The following is an 18,301-nucleotide window of genomic DNA, read 5'->3' as shown; positions in this document are numbered from 1 at the left end:
GGTGAATTATGAACGAGCTGAGAACTAACGTGATGGAGAAAGCCACAGCGGCGCCTTCGTCTGTCAGCGTCACCCGGGGTCAGTCTGCCCAGGTCAATGTCAGTACTTTCAGCGGCAAGGAATTGCCGCAGTTGACCGAAACCCAGGCAGAAGTTAATCCGGAAAAAGTCCGCGAAGCGGTATCCAGAATCAACGAATATGTTCAGCAGACCGAGCGTACTCTTGATTTTCAACTGGATGAAGCCAGCGGAAAGACGGTGATCAGTGTGTACGACAAGGCATCCGCGGAACTTATCCGTCAGATTCCTAGTGAACTGGCACTGGAGCTGGCGCAGAAATTGAATGATGAAGAGCCATCTTTGTTGTTCAGTGCGCAAGTGTAACGGTTAAGTAAACTAACCTTTAAAGAAACCCGCATTGGCCGATAAAGGCTATGTGGGTTTTTTTATGGCTGTAGGTTACAGCAAGAGGTTGTTATGGCGTCGATTGAGTCACTCGGACTGGGTTCGGGGGTTCTGACTACAGATCTGGTCGATAAGATCATCACCGCTGAGAAAGAGGTGAGTGAGCTACGTCTGGATAACCGCCAGGAACTGATTGAAGCCAAAATCACCGCTTATGGTGAAATCAAATCTCTGATGTCGACGATGCAGTCGGCAGTCAACACGCTGGCCAGCCCGAGCGCCGCAGGAGCAACGAAGGCCACCTCTTCGAACGAAGACATTCTGACAGTCACGACATCGTCTACAGCCGATCCGGGCAGCTACAACGTTGAAGTGCTGAATACAGCGAAATCGCACTCACTGGCGACAGGGACCTTCGCGAGCTTTGACGAGATCATTGGAACAGGCAAGCTCACCTTCAGCTTCGGGACTAACACGTACGACGGGTCCGGAAATATTTCAGGGCAGGATGTTAATACCGAACGTCAGACCAAAACGATTACTATCGACGACTCCAACCGTACCCTCAGCGGCATCCGCGATGCGATCAATACCGCCGATATGGGTGTGACTGCAACCATTATTAATGATGGCAGCGGCTACCGTCTTCTGATGACCTCCAGTGATACCGGTGCTAAGAATGCCATGCGGATCGAGGCGACAGATGATAGCGGCAACCTGTTGACGACAGGTCTTTCTGCACTGGCTTACAACGAATCCCAGAACGGTACCGGCAACCTTGAGCAGACCAGTAAAGGTGAAGATGCACAGCTGCAGGTCAATGGTCTCACGATTACCCGTACCTCCAATGCAGTGGCAGAGGTGATTAAGGGGGTCACGATTAATCTTCAGAGTGCGGACGTTGGTACTCAGGTGACTGTGAATGTCAGTGCAGACACCGACACCCTGGTTGAGAACATTCAGAAGTTTGTTGATTCCTACAATGAACTCAAGCAGTTCGTCGATGATCTGTCCGGTTACGATGCAGATCAGCAGCAGGCGGGGTTACTGCTGGGTGATTCAACCATGCGCACAATTCAGGGACAGATCCGTTCACTGATTTCTCAGCCTATTGCGGGGCTGAGCGGAAAATTCCGTTCTTTGACTGAGCTGGGCGTCAACACTGACCGTAACAACGATTTCCTGTTGGAGTTTGATTCGTCTGTTTTTACCTCGGCTGTCGCGCAGGAACGTTCGTCTATCGTCGGTATTCTGGCTAAGTCAGGTGTGACGACTGATAGCCAGATTACCTATGTGAATGATTCCATTAATACGAAGGCGGGCACCTACGACATTGAAATTACCCAGATGGCCACACAGGCGAAATATACGTCCGCCTCGCTGGCCCTGTTAGATTTCGCCTCGCCGGTACAGATTGATGCCAGTAACGACAGTTTTACCATCAATGTGAATGGCAAGGACGCTACCGTGAGTCTGACTCACGGTGATTACGCGACGGGCGACGCGCTGGCTAAAGAGCTGGCGCTGCAGATCAACAGTGATGATACGTTGGTTCAGTTCGGCCACTCGGTATCCGTTGATTACAGTTCAGCCGACCGTAACTTCAGTATTACTTCCAATAAATATGGGGCGGAATCTCAGGTTTATATCAAGTCTGTTGCCGGCAATACGGCCAACACGCTTGGTTTCAGTCCTCTTGGGGCAGGCACGTACGAAGGCGTGTCACTGACGACACTGAACGCGGATGCGTTCAGTGGCAAGGGGGCAAAAACGGACGTAGGCAGTCGCCCTGTGGATGCAGAAACAGGCATCAATTTTCAGGCAAACAATGCGACATTTGAGCTGGACGTTGACGGTGCGGGCCCTGTACTGGTCACTGTTTCCCAGAATGCCCAGGGCCAGGACCTGAACGGCGATGGTACCTTTGGCGACAGGCTCGATACCCTGCAGGCCATCCAGAGCGCGATTGACGCGACCTCGCTCTCTGGTTCTGTCATTGCCAGTTTCAACGATAATGGTTATCTGCAGTTTGAGACCTCCGCCGTCGGCGCAGCCCGCTCTATCGAGATTGCTTCAACCGGAGCTTCTGTGACGGATACCCTGCTGGGGCTGGATGCGACTCAGGGCGCGAAGACGAACGGCAAAGATCCGGGGCTGACATTCCCGTCGGCGGTTAATTTTAAAGTTCAGGTCGATGGTGTAGAGACCGACGGGTTTGTTTCCGTCTCTGCGGGCACGTATCTGACTGGCGCCGATCTGGCGACGGAAATTCAGACGCAGCTGGCTGCGACACTGAGCACAGATCCTAATTTCACCGGTGTGGTCCGGGGTGCTGAAACCAGTGCGGGCAGCCGGGATATCAGCACAAATATCGATTTTACGACCACCAATGGTGGCTTCACGCTGAATGTCTCGGGCAACGAGCAGGAAATTATCGTCAATTCCGATTCGGGCGATAACATCGTCGATATTCAGGCCGCTCTGGATACCGCATATGGTGCTGGTGTTGTTACGGCAAGTCTGGATGGCACTGGCCTGAAGCTCTCGTCAGTTGCCACCGGGCACAACGAATTTATTGAAGTCGTACAGGATGGACGTGGTGCTTACACCAGCAGTTTTGCTGATATCACGACGGGGTATGATTTTTCTGCCGCTTCCCAGAATGCAACCTTCACGCTTACCGTCGACGGTATCAATATTAATGTTGATGTGAACGGCGATGGTACTACCGGCAGTAATGATGAGCAGTCAAACCTGACTGTGATTCAGCGCGCGCTGGATACCGCGCTGGTCGACAGTGGTGAATACTCAGCGGGCGATGTTAAAGCGGCAGTGGATGGAAGCGGCCAGCTTTACTTTGAGACCGTAGCGAAAAACGGTGTTAAAACCGCGGCCACTTATGGTTCATCCGCGTCCGTTCAGGTCAGTAATCTTGGCGGTACCGCAGCTTCTGCTCTGGGCCTGTCGGCTGAAACCGTCACTAACGGATACGATGGCTTTGGGATGTCATCAGCGCGTACCTTTGGTTATGACCTGGATCCGCTGGTGGCATACGAGTACGACGCAGAGAAGAACCTGGGATCTTTCAGTGTGCAGATTGGTGGCGAAGGCACGTCGATCGGATTCACCGAGCTGGATGCCGATGCTATTGCCTTCCTGGGGCTTCAGGATGTGAGTAATTACTCACAGGAAATCCCAACGGGTAAAGACGTTGCGGGTAAGATCAACGGCGTTGAAGCCACGGGTTCCGGCCAGTTCCTGCGAGCAGTGGATGGTAATGTCAAAGCAACCCCTGGCTACTATATCGGAGCCGAATCGGCAGGCTTTGACAGCCCGGTCGTTCTGGATGCGAGCAACAGCACTTTCAGAATTGCCGTCGATGGCATTGAAGCAGAGGTTGCGCTGAACTTTCCTGCAACCTACATCAGCGGCAGTGCTCTTGCGAGTGCACTCCAGGTAGCGATCAACAATACGGCAGAGCTTAAAGCGGAAGGCAAAACGGTGAAGGTTGAATACACCTCAGACACCAGCTCTTTTGCCTATAACAAGTTCGGTATTATTTCGAACACGACCGGCGCAGAGTCCTCTGTGCAGATTAAAGATGTGTCGGCGGGTGCCGCGACGCTGTTTGGTTTTGTCACCGGCGCCGGTGACGGTGAGACCGGTAAAGACCAGAGTGGTGAGATTGACGACGCTTCTGGTCTACGACTGAAAGTCACAGGCGGCACGATTGGTAACCGTGGAAGCGTCACCTATATTTCGGGCTTTGGTGACCAGCTGAAATCCCTGCTGGACAACTACCTCAGTAACTCGGGGGGCACCATCGCCAACAAGTTGTCCGCGCTGGATGACGACCTGGATACCGTCGGCGAAGACCGGGACAAGCTTGAGGCCCGTATCTCTGCCCAGGAAGCCCGCCTGAAATCTCAGTTTCTGTATAACGACGCGCTTATCCAGACGCTCAACACGACGCTGGACTATGTGAAAGCGCAGTTTGAAGCCCTGAATGGCACGAATAAAGACTGATCACCGCGTGTGACTCCTCCTCTCTGGGTTGTCACGGATGAAACCCCTGCGTCTTTACTGTAAAATGCCGCGTCATTTTCATCCGTAAGACAGCGACAGGGGTACCCACCTTGGAAATCAATCCAATCGTCGAACAGATTAAAGACCTTCAGGCGCGCACCGACGTGCTTAGGGGGTATCTTTGACTACGCCAACAAAGTTGAGCGTCTCGAAGAAGTAGAGCACGAACTTGCACAGGGCGATGTCTGGGATAACCCGGATCGCGCTCAGGAACTGGGCCGCGAACGTTCAGCGCTTGAGATTGTGGTCAAGACCATCAACAACCTTGACGGCGGTCTGGGAGATGCCCGTGACCTGCTGGATATGGCCGTTGAAGAAAACGACGAAGACGCCGTAGAAGACGTGAAAAGCGAACTGAACAACCTTCAGAGTGAGCTTGAAGTCCTTGAGTTCCGTCGCATGTTCTCTGGCGAAATGGATGAAAACAACTGCTACGTTGAAATTCAGGCGGGCTCCGGTGGTACCGAAGCACAGGACTGGGCCAACATGCTTCTGCGTATGTATCTGCGCTGGATCGAAGCCCATGGATTCAAAGGCGAGCTGATGGAAGTCTCCGAAGGTGAAGTCGCCGGCATCAAAGGTGCCACGATTCACGTTCAGGGCGAATATGCCTATGGCTGGCTGCGGACTGAAACCGGCGTACACCGTCTGGTGCGTAAGAGCCCGTTCGACTCCGGCAACCGTCGTCACACCTCGTTCTCGTCTGTGTTCGTATCTCCTGAAGTCGATGACAATATCGAAATCGAGATCAACCCGGCTGACCTGCGTATCGACGTCTACCGCGCCTCAGGTGCTGGTGGTCAGCACGTAAACCGGACCGAATCTGCGGTACGTATTACCCACTTGCCGACGAACACCGTGACTCAGTGCCAGAACGACCGTTCCCAGCACAAGAACAAAGACCAGGCGATGAAGCAGATGAAGGCCAAGCTCTATGAGCTGGAACTGCAGAAGCGTAATGCCGAGTCTCAGGCGCTGGAAGACAGCAAAGCCGATATCGGCTGGGGCAGCCAGATCCGCTCTTACGTGCTTGACGATGCGCGTATTAAAGACCTTCGTACCGGCGTTGAAACGCGTAATACGCAGGCCGTTCTCGATGGGGATTTGGATCAATTCATCGAAGCGAGCCTGAAAAAAGGCCTCTGAGGCCGTTTCTGCTCGGTAGAGCTGTGTTGGTGGCCGGTTTCGGGATGCTCATGTACTACTTGTACACTCCGCTCCCTCAACCGACCACCGCCTTGCTCTGCCTTCGCAGAATTCGCCCTCAGCGCACAAAGTGGTGGGCGAGGCTCACCGGACTACACAGAATTTAATTTTCCCAGACACGAATGGGTGCAGAATGACCGACCAGAACCAAACCGCTCAGGAAGAAAACAAACTCATCGCTGAGCGTCGTGCAAAACTCGACAAACTCCGTGAAGGCAGTAAATCCAATGGCCACCCGAATGATTTCCGCCGCGAAAATCTGGCCGGTGACCTGAAAAAGCAGCACGGTGAGAAGAGCAAAGAGACTCTGGTCGAAGAAGGCAATCGCGTTGCCGTAGCGGGTCGCGTGATGCGTCGTGGTGGTCCGTTTATCGGCCTTCAGGATGCGACCGGTTCGCTGCAGGTATATATGGCTAAGCCACTGCAGAAAGAAAGCGAAGCCTGGCAGGCGCTGGATGTCGGTGACATCGTCTGTGCGACGGGTGTTCTGCACCTTTCAGGCAAAGGCGAACTGTACGTTGATGTTGCGGAACTGAGCGATTTCCAGATTCTGACAAAGTCTCTGCGTCCGCTGCCAGACAAATTCCACGGTCTGGCCGATCAGGAGCTGAAATACCGTCAGCGTTACGTAGATCTGATCATCAACGAAGAAACGCGCAAAACCTTTCTGCTGCGTTCAAAAATTATCGAAGGCATCCGTTTCTACCTGTCGCAGCGCGGCTTTATGGAAGTAGAAACGCCCATGCTTCAGACCATCCCGGGTGGTGCAAGTGCGAAGCCGTTTGAGACTCACCACAACGCGCTGGATATCGATATGTTCCTGCGTATTGCGCCTGAGCTGTATCTGAAGCGTCTGGTGGTCGGTGGCTTCGAACGTGTGTTCGAGATTAACCGTAACTTCCGTAACGAAGGTCTGAGTACGCGTCACAACCCTGAATTCACTATGATTGAGTTCTATCAGGCGTATGCTGATTACCGTGACATGATGGATCTCACAGAAGGCATGCTGCGTTTTATCGCTGAGACCGTCATCGGTAACACGACGATTAAATACGGCGAGTCGGAATACGATTTTGCTCAGCCATTCCAGCGTATCACTATGGTTGATGCGATTAAGCAGTACAACCCGGATATGGATCTGGCGGTACTGAACGACGCAGAAAATAATATTGAAACGCTGAAAAAATACGCCCAACAGGTAGGCATTCACCTTGGCCCGAAAGAAGCCGGTTGGGGGCCAGGTAAGCTGATTTGTGAAATCTTTGAAGCGACTGCCGAAGAGAAACTGGATCAGCCAACCTTTATTACCGAATATCCATGGGAAGTATCACCACTGGCGCGTCGTAACGATGACAACCCATTCGTGACCGACCGTTTCGAATTCTTCGTCGGTGGCCGTGAACTGGCAAACGGCTTCTCGGAACTTAACGACGCTGAAGATCAGGCGGCACGTTTCCGTAAACAGGTTGAAGAGAAAGACGCCGGTGATGACGAAGCGATGCACTACGATGCAGACTACGTTCGTGCGCTGGAATACGGCCTGCCACCGACAGCGGGTGAGGGGATTGGTATCGACCGTCTGGTGATGTTGTTTACCGATTCGCATACCATCAAAGATGTGATTCTTTTCCCGCATATGAAACCATTGGCGTAAGTAGCTACCTGCATCGCCAGAACTGTGTTGCAGCTAGCTCCGGAATGCTCACGTACTAAAGTACGCTCCGCTACCGAAGCTAGCTGCGCCTTGTTCTGCCTTCTTCGGTGACGCTCCCAGGTAGGTTTTCAGGCGACGCTCGCTGACGCCTCAGGGCGTAAGTAGTTACCTGTATCGCGCTACTTATCTGTCATCCCCGCGAAGGCGGGGATCCAGGCGCTGAACAACATTTTCAAGGACAGCTCATGACCAAACCCGGTGAACTCCATCCCTCCTGGCAGGCCATGATTGGTTCTGAATTCGACCAACCTTACATGCAGAATTTAAAAGAATTTCTGCAGGCCGAAAAATCCGCCGGTAAAACGATATACCCTCCAGGCCCTCTGATTTTTAATGCCTTTAATCATACGCCTTTCGATCAGGTGCGGGTGGTGATTATCGGGCAGGACCCTTACCACGGTCCGGGTCAGGCAATGGGGTTGAGTTTCTCTGTGCCTCAGAGTGTGAAAGTGCCTCCGTCGCTGGTGAATATTTTTAAAGAAATTCAGCAGGATCTCGGATTAACCATGAGCGGTTCGGGTGATTTAACACCGTGGGCTGATCAGGGTGTGCTGTTGTTAAATGCGACGTTAACGGTTGAGCAGGCGAAGGCCGGATCTCATCAGAAGAAAGGGTGGGAACAATTTACCGACGCTGCCATTGCCGCACTGAATGTCCAGAGAGAAGGCCTGGTGTTTGTTCTGTGGGGTAGCTACGCGCAGAAAAAAGGTGCGGTCATTGACCGCACAAAGCATCTGGTTCTGGAATCTGTGCACCCGTCGCCACTGTCGGCACATCGAGGGTTTTTTGGTAACCGCCAGTTTTCTACGATTAATGATTATTTAATCAGCCGCGGAGAGGCGCCAGTTAACTGGCAGATTTAACTCACTGCGGTTTCCGCACATAAAACTGATACATGCCGGAGAACAACGCAGGGTGCAGTTGCTCCAGCGTGTGCCAGTCATTCAGTGTGAGGTTTTCCGGCGCGAGTTTCAGTTCGTTTCTGGCGAGTGTACGCGCACCCGCCGGAGGGACGATACCCACCCAATCGAGTCCACAATGCTCGATCATGCGCCGGATTTCCTGAAGATCAAACACATGTTCCTGTGCGTGAAACAGGAGATCGCGGCAGGCACTGAGATTATAGAAATCCGGTGACTGAAATATTCCGGCCCAGTCGTCGCTGTTCTGTTGTAGCAGAGCTTCACGTACCCGACGGATGTCACTTTCGGATTCTGGTATGTCACCGGCAAGTTCTTTACGTAGCTCGGTAACCAATGTTCGAGCCTGACGACTATAGAGTGCAATCTTCATCAGCCCTCCGTTGCGCAGGCGTGCTACAAGGGCTTTCAGGCCAGCTTCCGGGCTCTTCATGTGGTGAAGCACACCAGAGCACTCAATGACGTCAAAATCCTGTCCCAGTCGTTCTGAAACGAGAATGTCACCCTGAACGAAGTCTACGTTAAGACGATATTCTTCCGCTTTCATCTGTGCGTACGCCAGCGAGGCTGAGCTGAGATCCATCGCGGTGACATTCAGTTTGTGGAAGTAGCGTGCAAGGCGCAGAGCATGGCGGCCTGTTCCGCATCCGGCGACAAGCACGTTGATCCCATGACTGCCCGACGCCAGGTCGTTCAGTTGAGACGGGAAAAGTGCCTGCAGCGACGCATAATAGTCTGCCGGTTGGTTGTATCCCAGGCTGTTCCAGCTCGGGTACGGATGAGTTTCATACTGAGCACGCACCCGGGCTGATGTGGAGCTGGCGCTGAGTCCAAGATCCGGAATTTCGCGGGCAAGCTGAAGCAGAACCTGCGGTTGTCGGATCGCTCGGTTCATCAGTGCGGTCAGATGCTCTGGCCATGCCCATTCTGCACCGGCAATCCGGCTGAACAGTGGGGTGGTGCTTAGCGGCTGGTACATCATGATCAGCAGCAACAGACCGGTGACGTCATCGCTATGCAGGTTATCAATGGTCAGAATTCTTCCGGCCAGCGCCGTCAGCTGTTCTGTCAGGCTCTGCTCGTGCGGGCTGATATACCAGACCGCATCATTCAGCTCGCACTGATGCGCGATCGCCACGACCAGAGGAAGAAAATGACTGCTGATGGCCAGCTGACGGCTGCTCGACAGCAGAATACTCTGCCGCAGTGTCATCAACAGGCGCTCGAACAGAGGATCGGCGAAACAGAAGTGGCTGAGCGCTTTGATCAGTAACGGGTCGGCCGCGAGTGTTTCAATCTCAAGAGGACAACCAGCTTCTGACAGTCTGAGTTTGTGCTTCAACAATGAGGTGGTCAGGCCCCGCAGCTGACTGTAGTCGACATCTTCAAATTCAAACCAGCGCAGCAGTTCCTCTTCCAGTTCCTGAGAATAGAAATCGGCGGTGATATAGCTGGTGGCCTCAAATAACTTGTTTCGGACCTGAGGGTCGTCGGCCCGGGTTTTGATCAGCTCGCGGTATTGCTGAAAGGCTTCAACATAATCGCCTTTCAGCAATCGTACGTGTGCCAGAAATACAGCCGCCTTAGTATTTACGCGTGAGATACGGCAGGCGTGTTCGAAACAGCTTTCTGCTTCGTCGAGGTCGTTGGCTGCCAGAGCGATGTGGCCCGCGCTGTAGAGCAGTGACGTGCTGTCTGCTTTAAGAGCAAGACCAGAATTTACCCAGTCTCTGGCTTCGTCCAGCAGGCCGCGATGCAGAGCGATCCGGGCAAGCAGGTTGATGCCGGGAAGGTAGCTGTTATTGAGTTGCCACGCTTGCAGCGCCAGCTCAGCAGCAGACGCCAGCATACGCACGTCGTCGGAGCGCGTGGCGTCGGTGTAGCAGCGGCTGGCCGCTTCAAGCAGTGCTTTGTGATCAGCACTGTGCGCGTGTTGCGTTTGCAGGTGTGACAGTGGGTTAGCCATGGCCGGCCCCTCAACAGAATGCATGTGGGGTCGTATCAGCAGTTATTGTGCCATTTTTTAACTGTATGATTTTTATAGGAAAATACTTGGGCGGCAACCCAGGCGGCGGCCTGTCTCCTCCTGTTGCCGGGCAAATTCTTGCCGCCTGAAACAAAAATTTACTAAAGAATTCCGGTTCTGAGCCGTCAAAGAGAGTAGTGTCGGAGATTCTTTCCGGCGTAAGCGATTCAGTCAGGAGACCGACTATGTATCAATCCGGAGCGTCGCAATATCAGAAAGTGAACGTGACTTCTGAAGTGCTGGATGCAGATCCACATCGTTTGATTCAGCTGCTGATGGAAGCAGCCCTGACCCGAATGGCTCAGGCGAAAGGCGCTATTCAGCGCAAAGATATGGAAGAAAAAGCCCGTCTTCTCGGACGAGTGAACGAAATTATTCAGACTCTTCAGTCCAGCCTTGATCATAATCAGGGAGGGGATCTGGCGGGTAATCTGGATCGCCTATACGACTATATGATCCGGCGCATCATCGAAGCGAGCAGCCATAACGATACCGACATGATCGATGAGGTGATGGGGTTAATGCTCGAAATTAAAACCGGATGGGATGGTATCCGTCAGGAGTACCTGCAAAGTATTCATGGTCAGCGCCCGGACTCCGCCGGAAGCGATGGTCAACGCCTGACAGGCTCTGTATCTGCCTGATTATTATCAAGTTTCTGTGCTGTTCCTTTTCTCTTGCCCCTCCCTGTGAGGGGCTTTTTTATTGGTTTTTAACGACATAAATCGATATTTCATGTGCCAGTTTCCGGGCGATTATTCTAATTCGGCCCGATTGAAAAGATTTAACGTCAGAAGTTTGACTTTGTCGGAATTTACTACTTAACTGAAATACGGGAAGTCAATTCAATGACGGACGGGTGAAAAAGGCCCCGTCGTACAGAAAGGAAAGGCAAACGCCATGTGGAGAGAGATTAAAATACTGCTGATCGATGACAACGAGCAGCGCCGCCATGATCTCAAGGTAATTCTCGACTTCCTCGGGGAAGAAGTTATTGTCGCCGGAGCGGGCGACTGGCGTAAAAAGGCTGATGCCAGCGTCGAAGACAGTACTGAAGTCAGTGCGGTCATTCTGGGTGACAGCGAAGGTCAACCGATTGATAGCCTGCTCGAAGGACTTTTTGAGTGGGACAAAGGGCTGCCGGTTCTCTACGCCGGAAGCGACAACCTGCCAGAGCAGCTGACTGAGAATCTGCGTCGCGGTGTTCTTGCATCTCTGGCCATGCCGCCGAGCTACAACAAGCTTCTGGACAGCCTCCACCGTTGTCAGATTTATCGCGAGCAGTACACGCACAACCGTAGCCGCGGTGAGCGCCGTGAAGTGCAGCTGTTCCGCAGCCTGGTGGGAACCAGTCGCCAGATTCAACATGTCCGCGAACTGATCATGCAGGTGGCAGACAAAGACGTCAGCGTCATGATCCAGGGGGAAAGCGGCACCGGCAAAGAAGTGGTTGCCCGTAATCTTCATTATCATTCCCATCGCCGTAACAAACCCTTTGTTCCCGTAAACTGTGGCGCTATTCCTGCTGAACTGCTTGAGAGTGAGTTGTTCGGTCACGAGAAGGGCGCTTTTACGGGGGCAATCAACAGCCGCCCAGGTCGCTTTGAGCTTGCGGAAGGAGGGACTCTGTTCCTGGATGAAATCGGTGATATGCCGTTGAACATGCAGGTTAAGATTCTGCGTGTTCTGCAGGAGCACACGTTCGAGCGGGTTGGGTCGAATAAAACGCTGAATGCGAACGTTCGTGTGATCGCCGCGACTCACAAAAACCTCGAAAAAATGATCGAAGAGGGCACGTTCCGCGAAGATCTTTACTATCGCCTTAATGTCTTCCCCATCGATATGCCGTCCCTGCGCGAGCGGGTAGAAGATCTGCCATTACTCCTCAATGAGTTGATTTCCCGCCTCGAGAACGAAAAGCGTGGTTCTATCCGGTTTAATTCAGCGGCCATTATGTCGCTCTGCCGTCACGAATGGCATGGCAACGTCCGCGAGCTGGCAAACCTGGTTGAGCGACTTGCCATTCTTCACCCTTACGGAGTGATTGGCGTCAACGAACTGCCTAAGAAATTCCGTCATGTTGACGAGGGCGATGAACAGTACACACCACCGGTGGTTGCGGATGTGACTCAGAGTGACGGCCTGGCCGGAGTGGATAGCCCTGCACTGCTTCCTGTGAACGGTCTGGATCTGCGTGAGTACCTTCAGGATCTCGAGTGCTCTCTGATTCAGCAGGCTCTGGACGACGCTAACGGTGTCGTCGCCCGCGCCGCTGAAAAACTGAATATCCGGCGGACGACGCTGGTCGAAAAAATGCGCAAGTACAACCTTGCCCGTAAAGAAAAGGACATGGCGTAAGCCTGTCCTTTTTTCCTCCTTTTCTATCCTCGCATAACGTCTTTTTCCTCTCTGGCACGCTAATTGCCAAATACCTATAAATGACATTTTTCCGCCACTTTTATGGCGAAATGGTGAGGTATTTATGGCGATTGCTGCTTTGAGTCCGGAGTTACCGGGCCAGTCTCTGGACCCGGTCGAGCTTAAACGCGCGTTCTCTCTGTTCAATGAGATGTCCCAGCAGCTGACCGATTCTTACGCGTTTCTCGAAAATAAGGTTGAGCAGCTGAGCGGTGAGCTGGCGACGGTGTCCGCCCAGCGGATGCACGAGCTGGCGGAGAAAGAACGTCTTGCTGACCGGCTGGAAAGTCTGCTGCAGATGCTTCCTGCTGGCGTGCTTCTTATTGATGAATTCGGGGTGGTCGTACAAAGCAATCCGGCGGCCGATGATCTTCTTCTTAAGGCATCGGGGGCGCAGAGCCTGACAGGCAGCCGCTGGCGCGATCTGATTCGCGTGTGTTTTAAACCGCGCCGCGATGATGGCCATGAAATTTCGCTCGTTGATGGTCGCCGGGTGAGCCTGCGTACGGCCGCCATGATGAATGAGCGCGGCCAGTTGATTCTGTTGACTGACATGACCGAAACCCGGGCGCTGCAGTCCCAGCTGGCGCAGCATGAAAGGCTGTCGGCGATGGGGAAAATGGTTGCCTCACTGGCTCATCAGATCCGTACACCTCTGGCTGCCGCGACATTGTATGCCGGCCATCTGGCATCACCTGATCTCGCTGAAAATCACCGCGTCCGGTTTGCCGGAAAACTACAGGAGCGTCTCCATCATCTCGAGAGCCAGGTGCGGGACATGCTCATTTTCGCCCGTGGCGAAGCGCCGTTGAATGACGATGTTTCAGTGTCTGATCTGCTCAAAGGTATTGCTGCAGCGATGGAAGTTCCCCTGGCACAGTATCGGGCCGACTGCGAGTTTGAAAATCACCTGCAGGACGCGTCACTGATGTGTAATCGAGACGCCCTGATCAGTGCAGTGATGAATCTGGTGAACAACGCGCTGGAGTCCGGTGAGCATCCGATTGAAATCCGGATCATTGCTGAGGCGCTGAGCGAAGGCCGCATGGTGCTGCGCATCATGGATAACGGCCCTGGCCTGAAAAAAGAACAGAAAGCTCAGATGATGGAGCCTTTTTACACAACAAAATCGAACGGTACCGGCCTGGGCCTGGCCGTCGTTCAGGCGGTGGTGCGTGCGCATCACGGTGAATTTACCCTGGCTGACAGCCCACTCGGTGGTGTGTCAGCAGAACTGATTCTGCCGCTCGCGCGCGGCTGATTTCCGGAGGAAAGTATGATGCGTTTACTGGTAGTGGAAGACGATCCGAAACTGCGCGAAGCCGTGGTAGATACACTGATGCTGAAGGGCTATGACGTGCTTGAGGCGCCGAACGGTATTGAAGCGATGGCGCTGGTGCGTAGCCACAATATTGATGTTGTTCTGTCCGATATTAATATGCCGGGCATGGATGGTCTGGAGCTGCTCGATCAGATCAAGACCGAACACCCCTGGCTGCCAGTGCTGTTGATGACGGCCTATGGAGATGTTGGTCAGGCGGTACAGGCCATGCAGCGCGGTGCGAACGATTATCTGATGAAGCCTTTCGAACTGCGTGAACTCGACGAGTTACTGAAACCCTACACTCATACGGGTGCAGAGAGTGATAGCGACGGCGATCAGCCCGTGTGTGAGGCTCAGGTTTCGCAGCAACTTTTTCAGATGGCTCAGCGTGTCGCTCAGACAGACTCTACCGTACTGATCAGTGGTGAAAGTGGTACGGGTAAAGAAGTGCTCGCGCGGTATATTCATCAGAATTCCCAGCGTAAAAAAGGGCCTTTTATCGCGCTCAACTGTGCTGCGATTCCGGAGAATATGCTGGAAGCCATGCTCTTTGGTTACGAGAAAGGTGCATTCACCGGGGCCTACAACGCGATGCCCGGTAAGTTCGAACAGGCAGAAGGGGGCACGATTCTGCTCGATGAAATCACTGAAATGGATCTTGGTCTGCAGGCAAAACTGCTTCGTGTTCTGCAGGAGCGTCAGGTTGAACGTCTGGGCGGAAAAAAAGTGCTCGATCTCGATGTACGAATTATCGCCACAACTAACCGCGAGCTGGCAGATTATGTGGCGGAGGGGAAATTCCGGGAAGACCTCTATTACCGCCTGACGGTATTCCCATTGCAGTGGTTACCTCTGCGGGATCGCCGTGATGACATCTTACCTCTTGCGCGTCGCCTGCTGACGCACCACGCAGCAAAAATGAAACGCCCGGCGCCCGCAATTATGTCGGATGCCGAGCAGAAGCTGCTGGCACACAGCTGGCCGGGTAACGTACGCGAACTGGACAACACAGTGCAGCGCGCTCTGATCCTGCAGACTGGCCCGCAACTGAATGCTAATGATTTTCTGCTGACTCCAGTGCCGAAAAACCGCCAGTCCGATACTTCGAATCCCGTCATAAATATGTCGCCTGTACTGGATGAAGGCGAGTTGGGCTCGGATCTCCGTACCCGTGAGGTTGAATTGATTGTTAAAGCGCTGCGGGAAGAACCCAGCAGAAAAGAAGCTGCTGAGCGCCTTGGCATCAGCCCCCGCACTCTCCGCTACAAAGTGGCACGCCTGAGGGATGAAGGCGTGGATGTTGAGTCTATGGTTTTAGCCGTTTCCTGAGGAAATCTGGCAAGCCCTTTGCAACGTCAAATAAAAGCTCTGAATTTCAATAAAATAGCGTCAAAAAAACGATAAAGAAATTCGGCACACAGGTGAGTAAGAGGGTAGTGGTATGGTTGATCGAGTCGATGTGAGTTCCGTTCTTATGCAGATGCGCCAGGTGAAAACCCAGCTGCGCAGCCAGCATGAGCAGGCAACCCAGAATGTTCGTCCCGCTCAGGAAATGGACGCTACTGCGCGAATCTCTCAGGAAGCCCAGCGTATCAGCAGCATGGCAACGTCTGAAGTCTCAGGAGACAACACAGTTCCTGATTTTCAGACGATGTTTAAAAATGCCATTGATAACGTGAATGAAAACCAGAAGGTCGCTGCCGATTTGGCGACCCGCTTTGAGCAGGGAGATGCTTCTATCGACCTGCCCGAAGTCATGATTGCCCTGCAGAAATCCAGTGTCTCTTTTCAGGCGATGACACAGGTGCGCAATAAGCTCGTTGAAGCTTATAAAGATATTATGAACATGCCGGTGTGATGGACTGAACTATGGAAAACGTACCTGCACAGGCAGCAGCTGGCGCTGGTGCTGACGACTCGCAGAGCAGCGCTTCCACTGCCATGGCTCCACCTCAGGAGTCGGCCGCAGAGAATATCGCTGGTCATCCTCTTCTGGCTGGCTTTAACAGTCTTCCCGTTACCCGTCAGGTCATGGCGATCGGTGGAGTTGCTCTGGTCATTGCCATCGGCATTGCCATCATGATCTGGTCGCAGGAGCCGACCTACAAGCCTCTTATTCACCGTATGCAGGATCACAACGCTCAGGATATTGTGGAAATTCTGCAGCGCGAAAGTATCCCTTTTGAAATTGATCCCGTAACTCAGGTTCTGATGGTCGAGGCGGGTGATCTCCATGAAGCCCGGATGAAGCTCGCGGCCGCCAGTCTGATTGACGATAAAACAGTCGGTCTGGAAGTACTGGAACAGGACAGCGCTCTGGGCACCAGTCAGTTTATTGAGAATGCCCGTTACCGCCGCGGCCTTGAAGGCGAACTGGCGCGCACAATTGCCAGCGTGAAGTCGGTACGGAACGCACGGGTACACCTGGCGATTCCGAAGCAGTCTGTGTTTGTACGTGATCAGCGTAAGCCGCGTGCGTCAGTTTTTGTTGAATTGTATCCGGGCAGCAATCTGTCAAAAGATCAGGTGGAGGCCATCGTTAACCTGGTAGCGTCCAGCGTCAGCGATATGGACCGGACAGATGTATCAGTAGTCGATCAGTTCGGTAATCTGCTGTCTAAAATTGAAGAGAGTACAGATGAAATGCTGGCGACCCGTCAGCTTGAATATACGGATAAGGTTGAAGCGTCGATCGCCAATGCGGTCAACAACATCCTTAAACCGGTGCTGGGTAGTGAGAACTATAAAGCAGAAGTCTCCGCCGATATCGACTTCACCGTGCGTGAAGAAAGCGAAGAGCTGTTTAACCCCGATCTGATTGCACTTCGCAGTGAGCAACTGATTAATGAGTCCAGCTCGGGCGCAGGTGACGGTGGTATTCCTGGGGCACTGTCAAATCAGCCACCACCGGAAGCAACGGCTCCCGAACAAGCAATCGGTACTGGGGCGGGTGCAGGCGCAGGTGGTGCTGGGGCAGCAGGTAAAAGTCGCTCGGAAGCCACACGCAATTACGAAGTCGACCGGACCTTGAGCTACCGCTCCCACCCGGTTGGAGACATCCGCCGTCTGACCGTTGCGGTGGTGATTAACGACAAAGCGGTGGTGAACGACGAGGGCGATTCTGTGTATGAACCCTGGTCCGATGCCGAACTGCAGCGCCTCGAAATTCTGGTTAAAGACGCGGTTGGCTTTAACGCCGCCCGTGGTGACAGCGTGAACGTGATTAATTCACCGTTCATGGGCAAAGACAGCATGACCCTGGGCGAGCCAGACTTCTGGACGCAGCCTTGGTTCTGGGACGTGATCAAGCAGGTACTGGCGGGGCTGTTTGTACTGATTCTTATCTTTGGTGTGATCCGGCCGACCATCAAGAGTATCGCCAATAAAGGGCGGGAAGATAATGAAGTCCTGCTGGATGAACTGGAAGATGCTGAAGCAGGTCTCGATGATGACAAAGTGACTCTGGCAGGGATGGATGAGTATCTTCTGCCGGGCGCATCTGAGAGCTATGAACGTCAGCTGGATGCACTTAAAGGGCTGATTGCGGAAGATCCTGCCCGGGTTGCACAAGTAGTTATACAGTGGGTAAACGACGATGCCTGAGAACCTTCCTGAAAACGCTAACGGCCTGGCCAACCTCAGCCGGGTCGAGCGGGCAGCGATTCTGTTGATGTCGCTGGGTGAAAAAGATGCCGCAGAAATTCTGAAGCATATGGGCCCGAAAGAGGTTCAGCGTGTGGGCTCAGCCATGGCAAGCCTGAAGAACGTTAATCAGCCTCAGGTTGAAGGCGTGGTGTCTGAATTTCTGGATGCCGTCAGTGGTCAGACGGGCATGGGACTGGGGGCTGACGACTATATCCGTAACATGCTGACGCAGGCGCTTGGGAATGATAAAGCGGGCGCGCTGATTGACCGTATTCTGCTCGGGGGAAATACCACCGGGCTGGATTCGCTTAAGTGGATGGAAGCACGTCAGGTGGCCGATCTTATCCGCCATGAGCACCCTCAGATTCAGGCCATTGTTGTGTCGTATCTGGATGCCGATCAGTCGGCTGAAGTGTTGTCGAATTTTGATGAAAAGGTTGTGCTGGATATCATCATGCGTGTTGCTTCGCTGGAAGCTGTCCAGCCAGCGGCACTGCAGGAACTGAACGACATTCTCGAACGCCAGTTCTCTGGCAAAGCAGGCACTCAGACCACCAC

The 18,301-nt window shown here is 53.3% G+C and carries 12 protein-coding genes and 1 pseudogene; 12 read left to right on the top strand and 1 reads right to left on the bottom strand.

What is annotated here, in order from left to right:
• Positions 1-8 precede the first annotated feature (8 nt).
• The 5 genes from Q1L85_RS14715 to ung all read left to right on the top strand — a co-directional run bounded on the left by Q1L85_RS14715 (position 9) and on the right by ung (position 8,273).
• On the top strand, positions 9-383 hold the full coding sequence (locus tag Q1L85_RS14715) for a flagellar protein FlaG (RefSeq protein ID WP_300427843.1): 375 nt from the start codon (positions 9-11) through the stop codon (positions 381-383).
• A 93-nt stretch (positions 384-476) separates the two neighbouring features.
• The gene (gene fliD, locus Q1L85_RS14710) at positions 477-4,430 is read left to right on the top strand and encodes a flagellar filament capping protein FliD (protein WP_300427841.1); all 3,954 of its coding nucleotides are present in this window, start codon (positions 477-479) and stop codon (positions 4,428-4,430) included.
• A gap of 110 nt (positions 4,431-4,540) precedes the next feature.
• Positions 4,541-5,636, top strand: a protein-coding gene (prfB, locus tag Q1L85_RS14705; protein ID WP_300427839.1) for a peptide chain release factor 2 whose coding sequence is annotated in 2 segments (ribosomal slippage) — positions 4,541-4,612 and positions 4,614-5,636 — 1,095 coding nt in all. Because the reading frame shifts where the segments join, the coding sequence is not laid out codon by codon here.
• A gap of 193 nt (positions 5,637-5,829) precedes the next feature.
• Positions 5,830-7,350: a lysine--tRNA ligase gene (gene lysS / locus Q1L85_RS14700; protein ID WP_300433477.1), complete on the top strand. Its 1,521-nt coding sequence runs from the start codon at positions 5,830-5,832 to the stop codon at positions 7,348-7,350.
• A gap of 245 nt (positions 7,351-7,595) precedes the next feature.
• Positions 7,596-8,273 carry a uracil-DNA glycosylase gene (gene ung, locus Q1L85_RS14695; RefSeq protein WP_300427835.1) on the top strand — a complete coding sequence of 226 codons (678 nt, stop codon included), beginning with the start codon at positions 7,596-7,598 and terminating at the stop codon, positions 8,271-8,273.
• 1 nt (position 8,274) lies between these two features.
• Here ung and Q1L85_RS14690 read toward each other — a convergent pair whose 3' ends face one another.
• Entirely contained in the window at positions 8,275-10,296 is a 2,022-nt protein-coding gene (locus Q1L85_RS14690; RefSeq protein ID WP_300433476.1) for a methyltransferase domain-containing protein, read from the bottom strand.
• Positions 10,297-10,541: 245 nt separating this feature from the next.
• Between Q1L85_RS14690 and fliS the strand changes: the two genes are divergently transcribed.
• The 7 genes and pseudogenes from fliS to Q1L85_RS14655 form a co-directional block, all read left to right on the top strand.
• The gene (gene fliS, locus Q1L85_RS14685) at positions 10,542-11,000 is read left to right on the top strand and encodes a flagellar export chaperone FliS (RefSeq protein ID WP_300428416.1); all 459 of its coding nucleotides are present in this window, start codon (positions 10,542-10,544) and stop codon (positions 10,998-11,000) included.
• Between the two features lie 256 nt (positions 11,001-11,256).
• Positions 11,257-12,714 (top strand): sigma-54 dependent transcriptional regulator, encoded by a 1,458-nt coding sequence (locus tag Q1L85_RS14680; protein WP_300428415.1) that lies wholly within the window; start codon positions 11,257-11,259, stop codon positions 12,712-12,714.
• Positions 12,715-12,838: 124 nt separating this feature from the next.
• On the top strand, positions 12,839-14,035 hold the full coding sequence (locus Q1L85_RS14675) for a PAS domain-containing sensor histidine kinase (protein WP_300428414.1): 1,197 nt from the start codon (positions 12,839-12,841) through the stop codon (positions 14,033-14,035).
• Positions 14,036-14,053: 18 nt separating this feature from the next.
• Positions 14,054-15,427: a sigma-54 dependent transcriptional regulator gene (locus Q1L85_RS14670; RefSeq protein WP_300433526.1), complete on the top strand. Its 1,374-nt coding sequence runs from the start codon at positions 14,054-14,056 to the stop codon at positions 15,425-15,427.
• Between the two features lie 112 nt (positions 15,428-15,539).
• Positions 15,540-15,956 (top strand): flagellar hook-basal body complex protein FliE, encoded by a 417-nt coding sequence (gene fliE / locus Q1L85_RS14665; protein WP_300433475.1) that lies wholly within the window; start codon positions 15,540-15,542, stop codon positions 15,954-15,956.
• Positions 15,957-15,967: 11 nt separating this feature from the next.
• Positions 15,968-17,701, top strand: coding sequence for a flagellar basal-body MS-ring/collar protein FliF (fliF, locus tag Q1L85_RS14660; RefSeq protein WP_300433474.1), 1,734 nt, complete (start codon positions 15,968-15,970; stop codon positions 17,699-17,701).
• A pseudogene (locus tag Q1L85_RS14655) lies at positions 17,694-18,301 on the top strand (flagellar motor switch protein FliG); the annotation flags it as partial. The gene fliF and the pseudogene Q1L85_RS14655, both read left to right, overlap by 8 nt.

It is taken from the genome of uncultured Thalassolituus sp. (assembly GCF_950066645.1).
GTDB lineage: Bacteria > Pseudomonadota > Gammaproteobacteria > Pseudomonadales > Oceanobacteraceae > Thalassolituus.
The sequence above is the reverse complement of the archived record's forward strand: the minus strand, read 5'-3'. Positions and strand labels throughout refer to the sequence as shown.

Coding starts and splice junctions, on each gene's coding strand:
- Q1L85_RS14690 (WP_300433476.1), bottom strand. CDS start 10,296: ATGGCTAACCCACTGTCACACCTGCAAACGCAACACGCGCACAGTGCT.
- Q1L85_RS14715 (WP_300427843.1), top strand. CDS start 9: ATGAACGAGCTGAGAACTAACGTGATGGAGAAAGCCACAGCGGCGCCT.
- Q1L85_RS14680 (WP_300428415.1), top strand. CDS start 11,257: ATGTGGAGAGAGATTAAAATACTGCTGATCGATGACAACGAGCAGCGC.
- ung (WP_300427835.1), top strand. CDS start 7,596: ATGACCAAACCCGGTGAACTCCATCCCTCCTGGCAGGCCATGATTGGT.
- fliS (WP_300428416.1), top strand. CDS start 10,542: ATGTATCAATCCGGAGCGTCGCAATATCAGAAAGTGAACGTGACTTCT.
- Q1L85_RS14670 (WP_300433526.1), top strand. CDS start 14,054: ATGCGTTTACTGGTAGTGGAAGACGATCCGAAACTGCGCGAAGCCGTG.
- fliF (WP_300433474.1), top strand. CDS start 15,968: ATGGAAAACGTACCTGCACAGGCAGCAGCTGGCGCTGGTGCTGACGAC.
- fliD (WP_300427841.1), top strand. CDS start 477: ATGGCGTCGATTGAGTCACTCGGACTGGGTTCGGGGGTTCTGACTACA.
- fliE (WP_300433475.1), top strand. CDS start 15,540: ATGGTTGATCGAGTCGATGTGAGTTCCGTTCTTATGCAGATGCGCCAG.
- Q1L85_RS14675 (WP_300428414.1), top strand. CDS start 12,839: ATGGCGATTGCTGCTTTGAGTCCGGAGTTACCGGGCCAGTCTCTGGAC.
- lysS (WP_300433477.1), top strand. CDS start 5,830: ATGACCGACCAGAACCAAACCGCTCAGGAAGAAAACAAACTCATCGCT.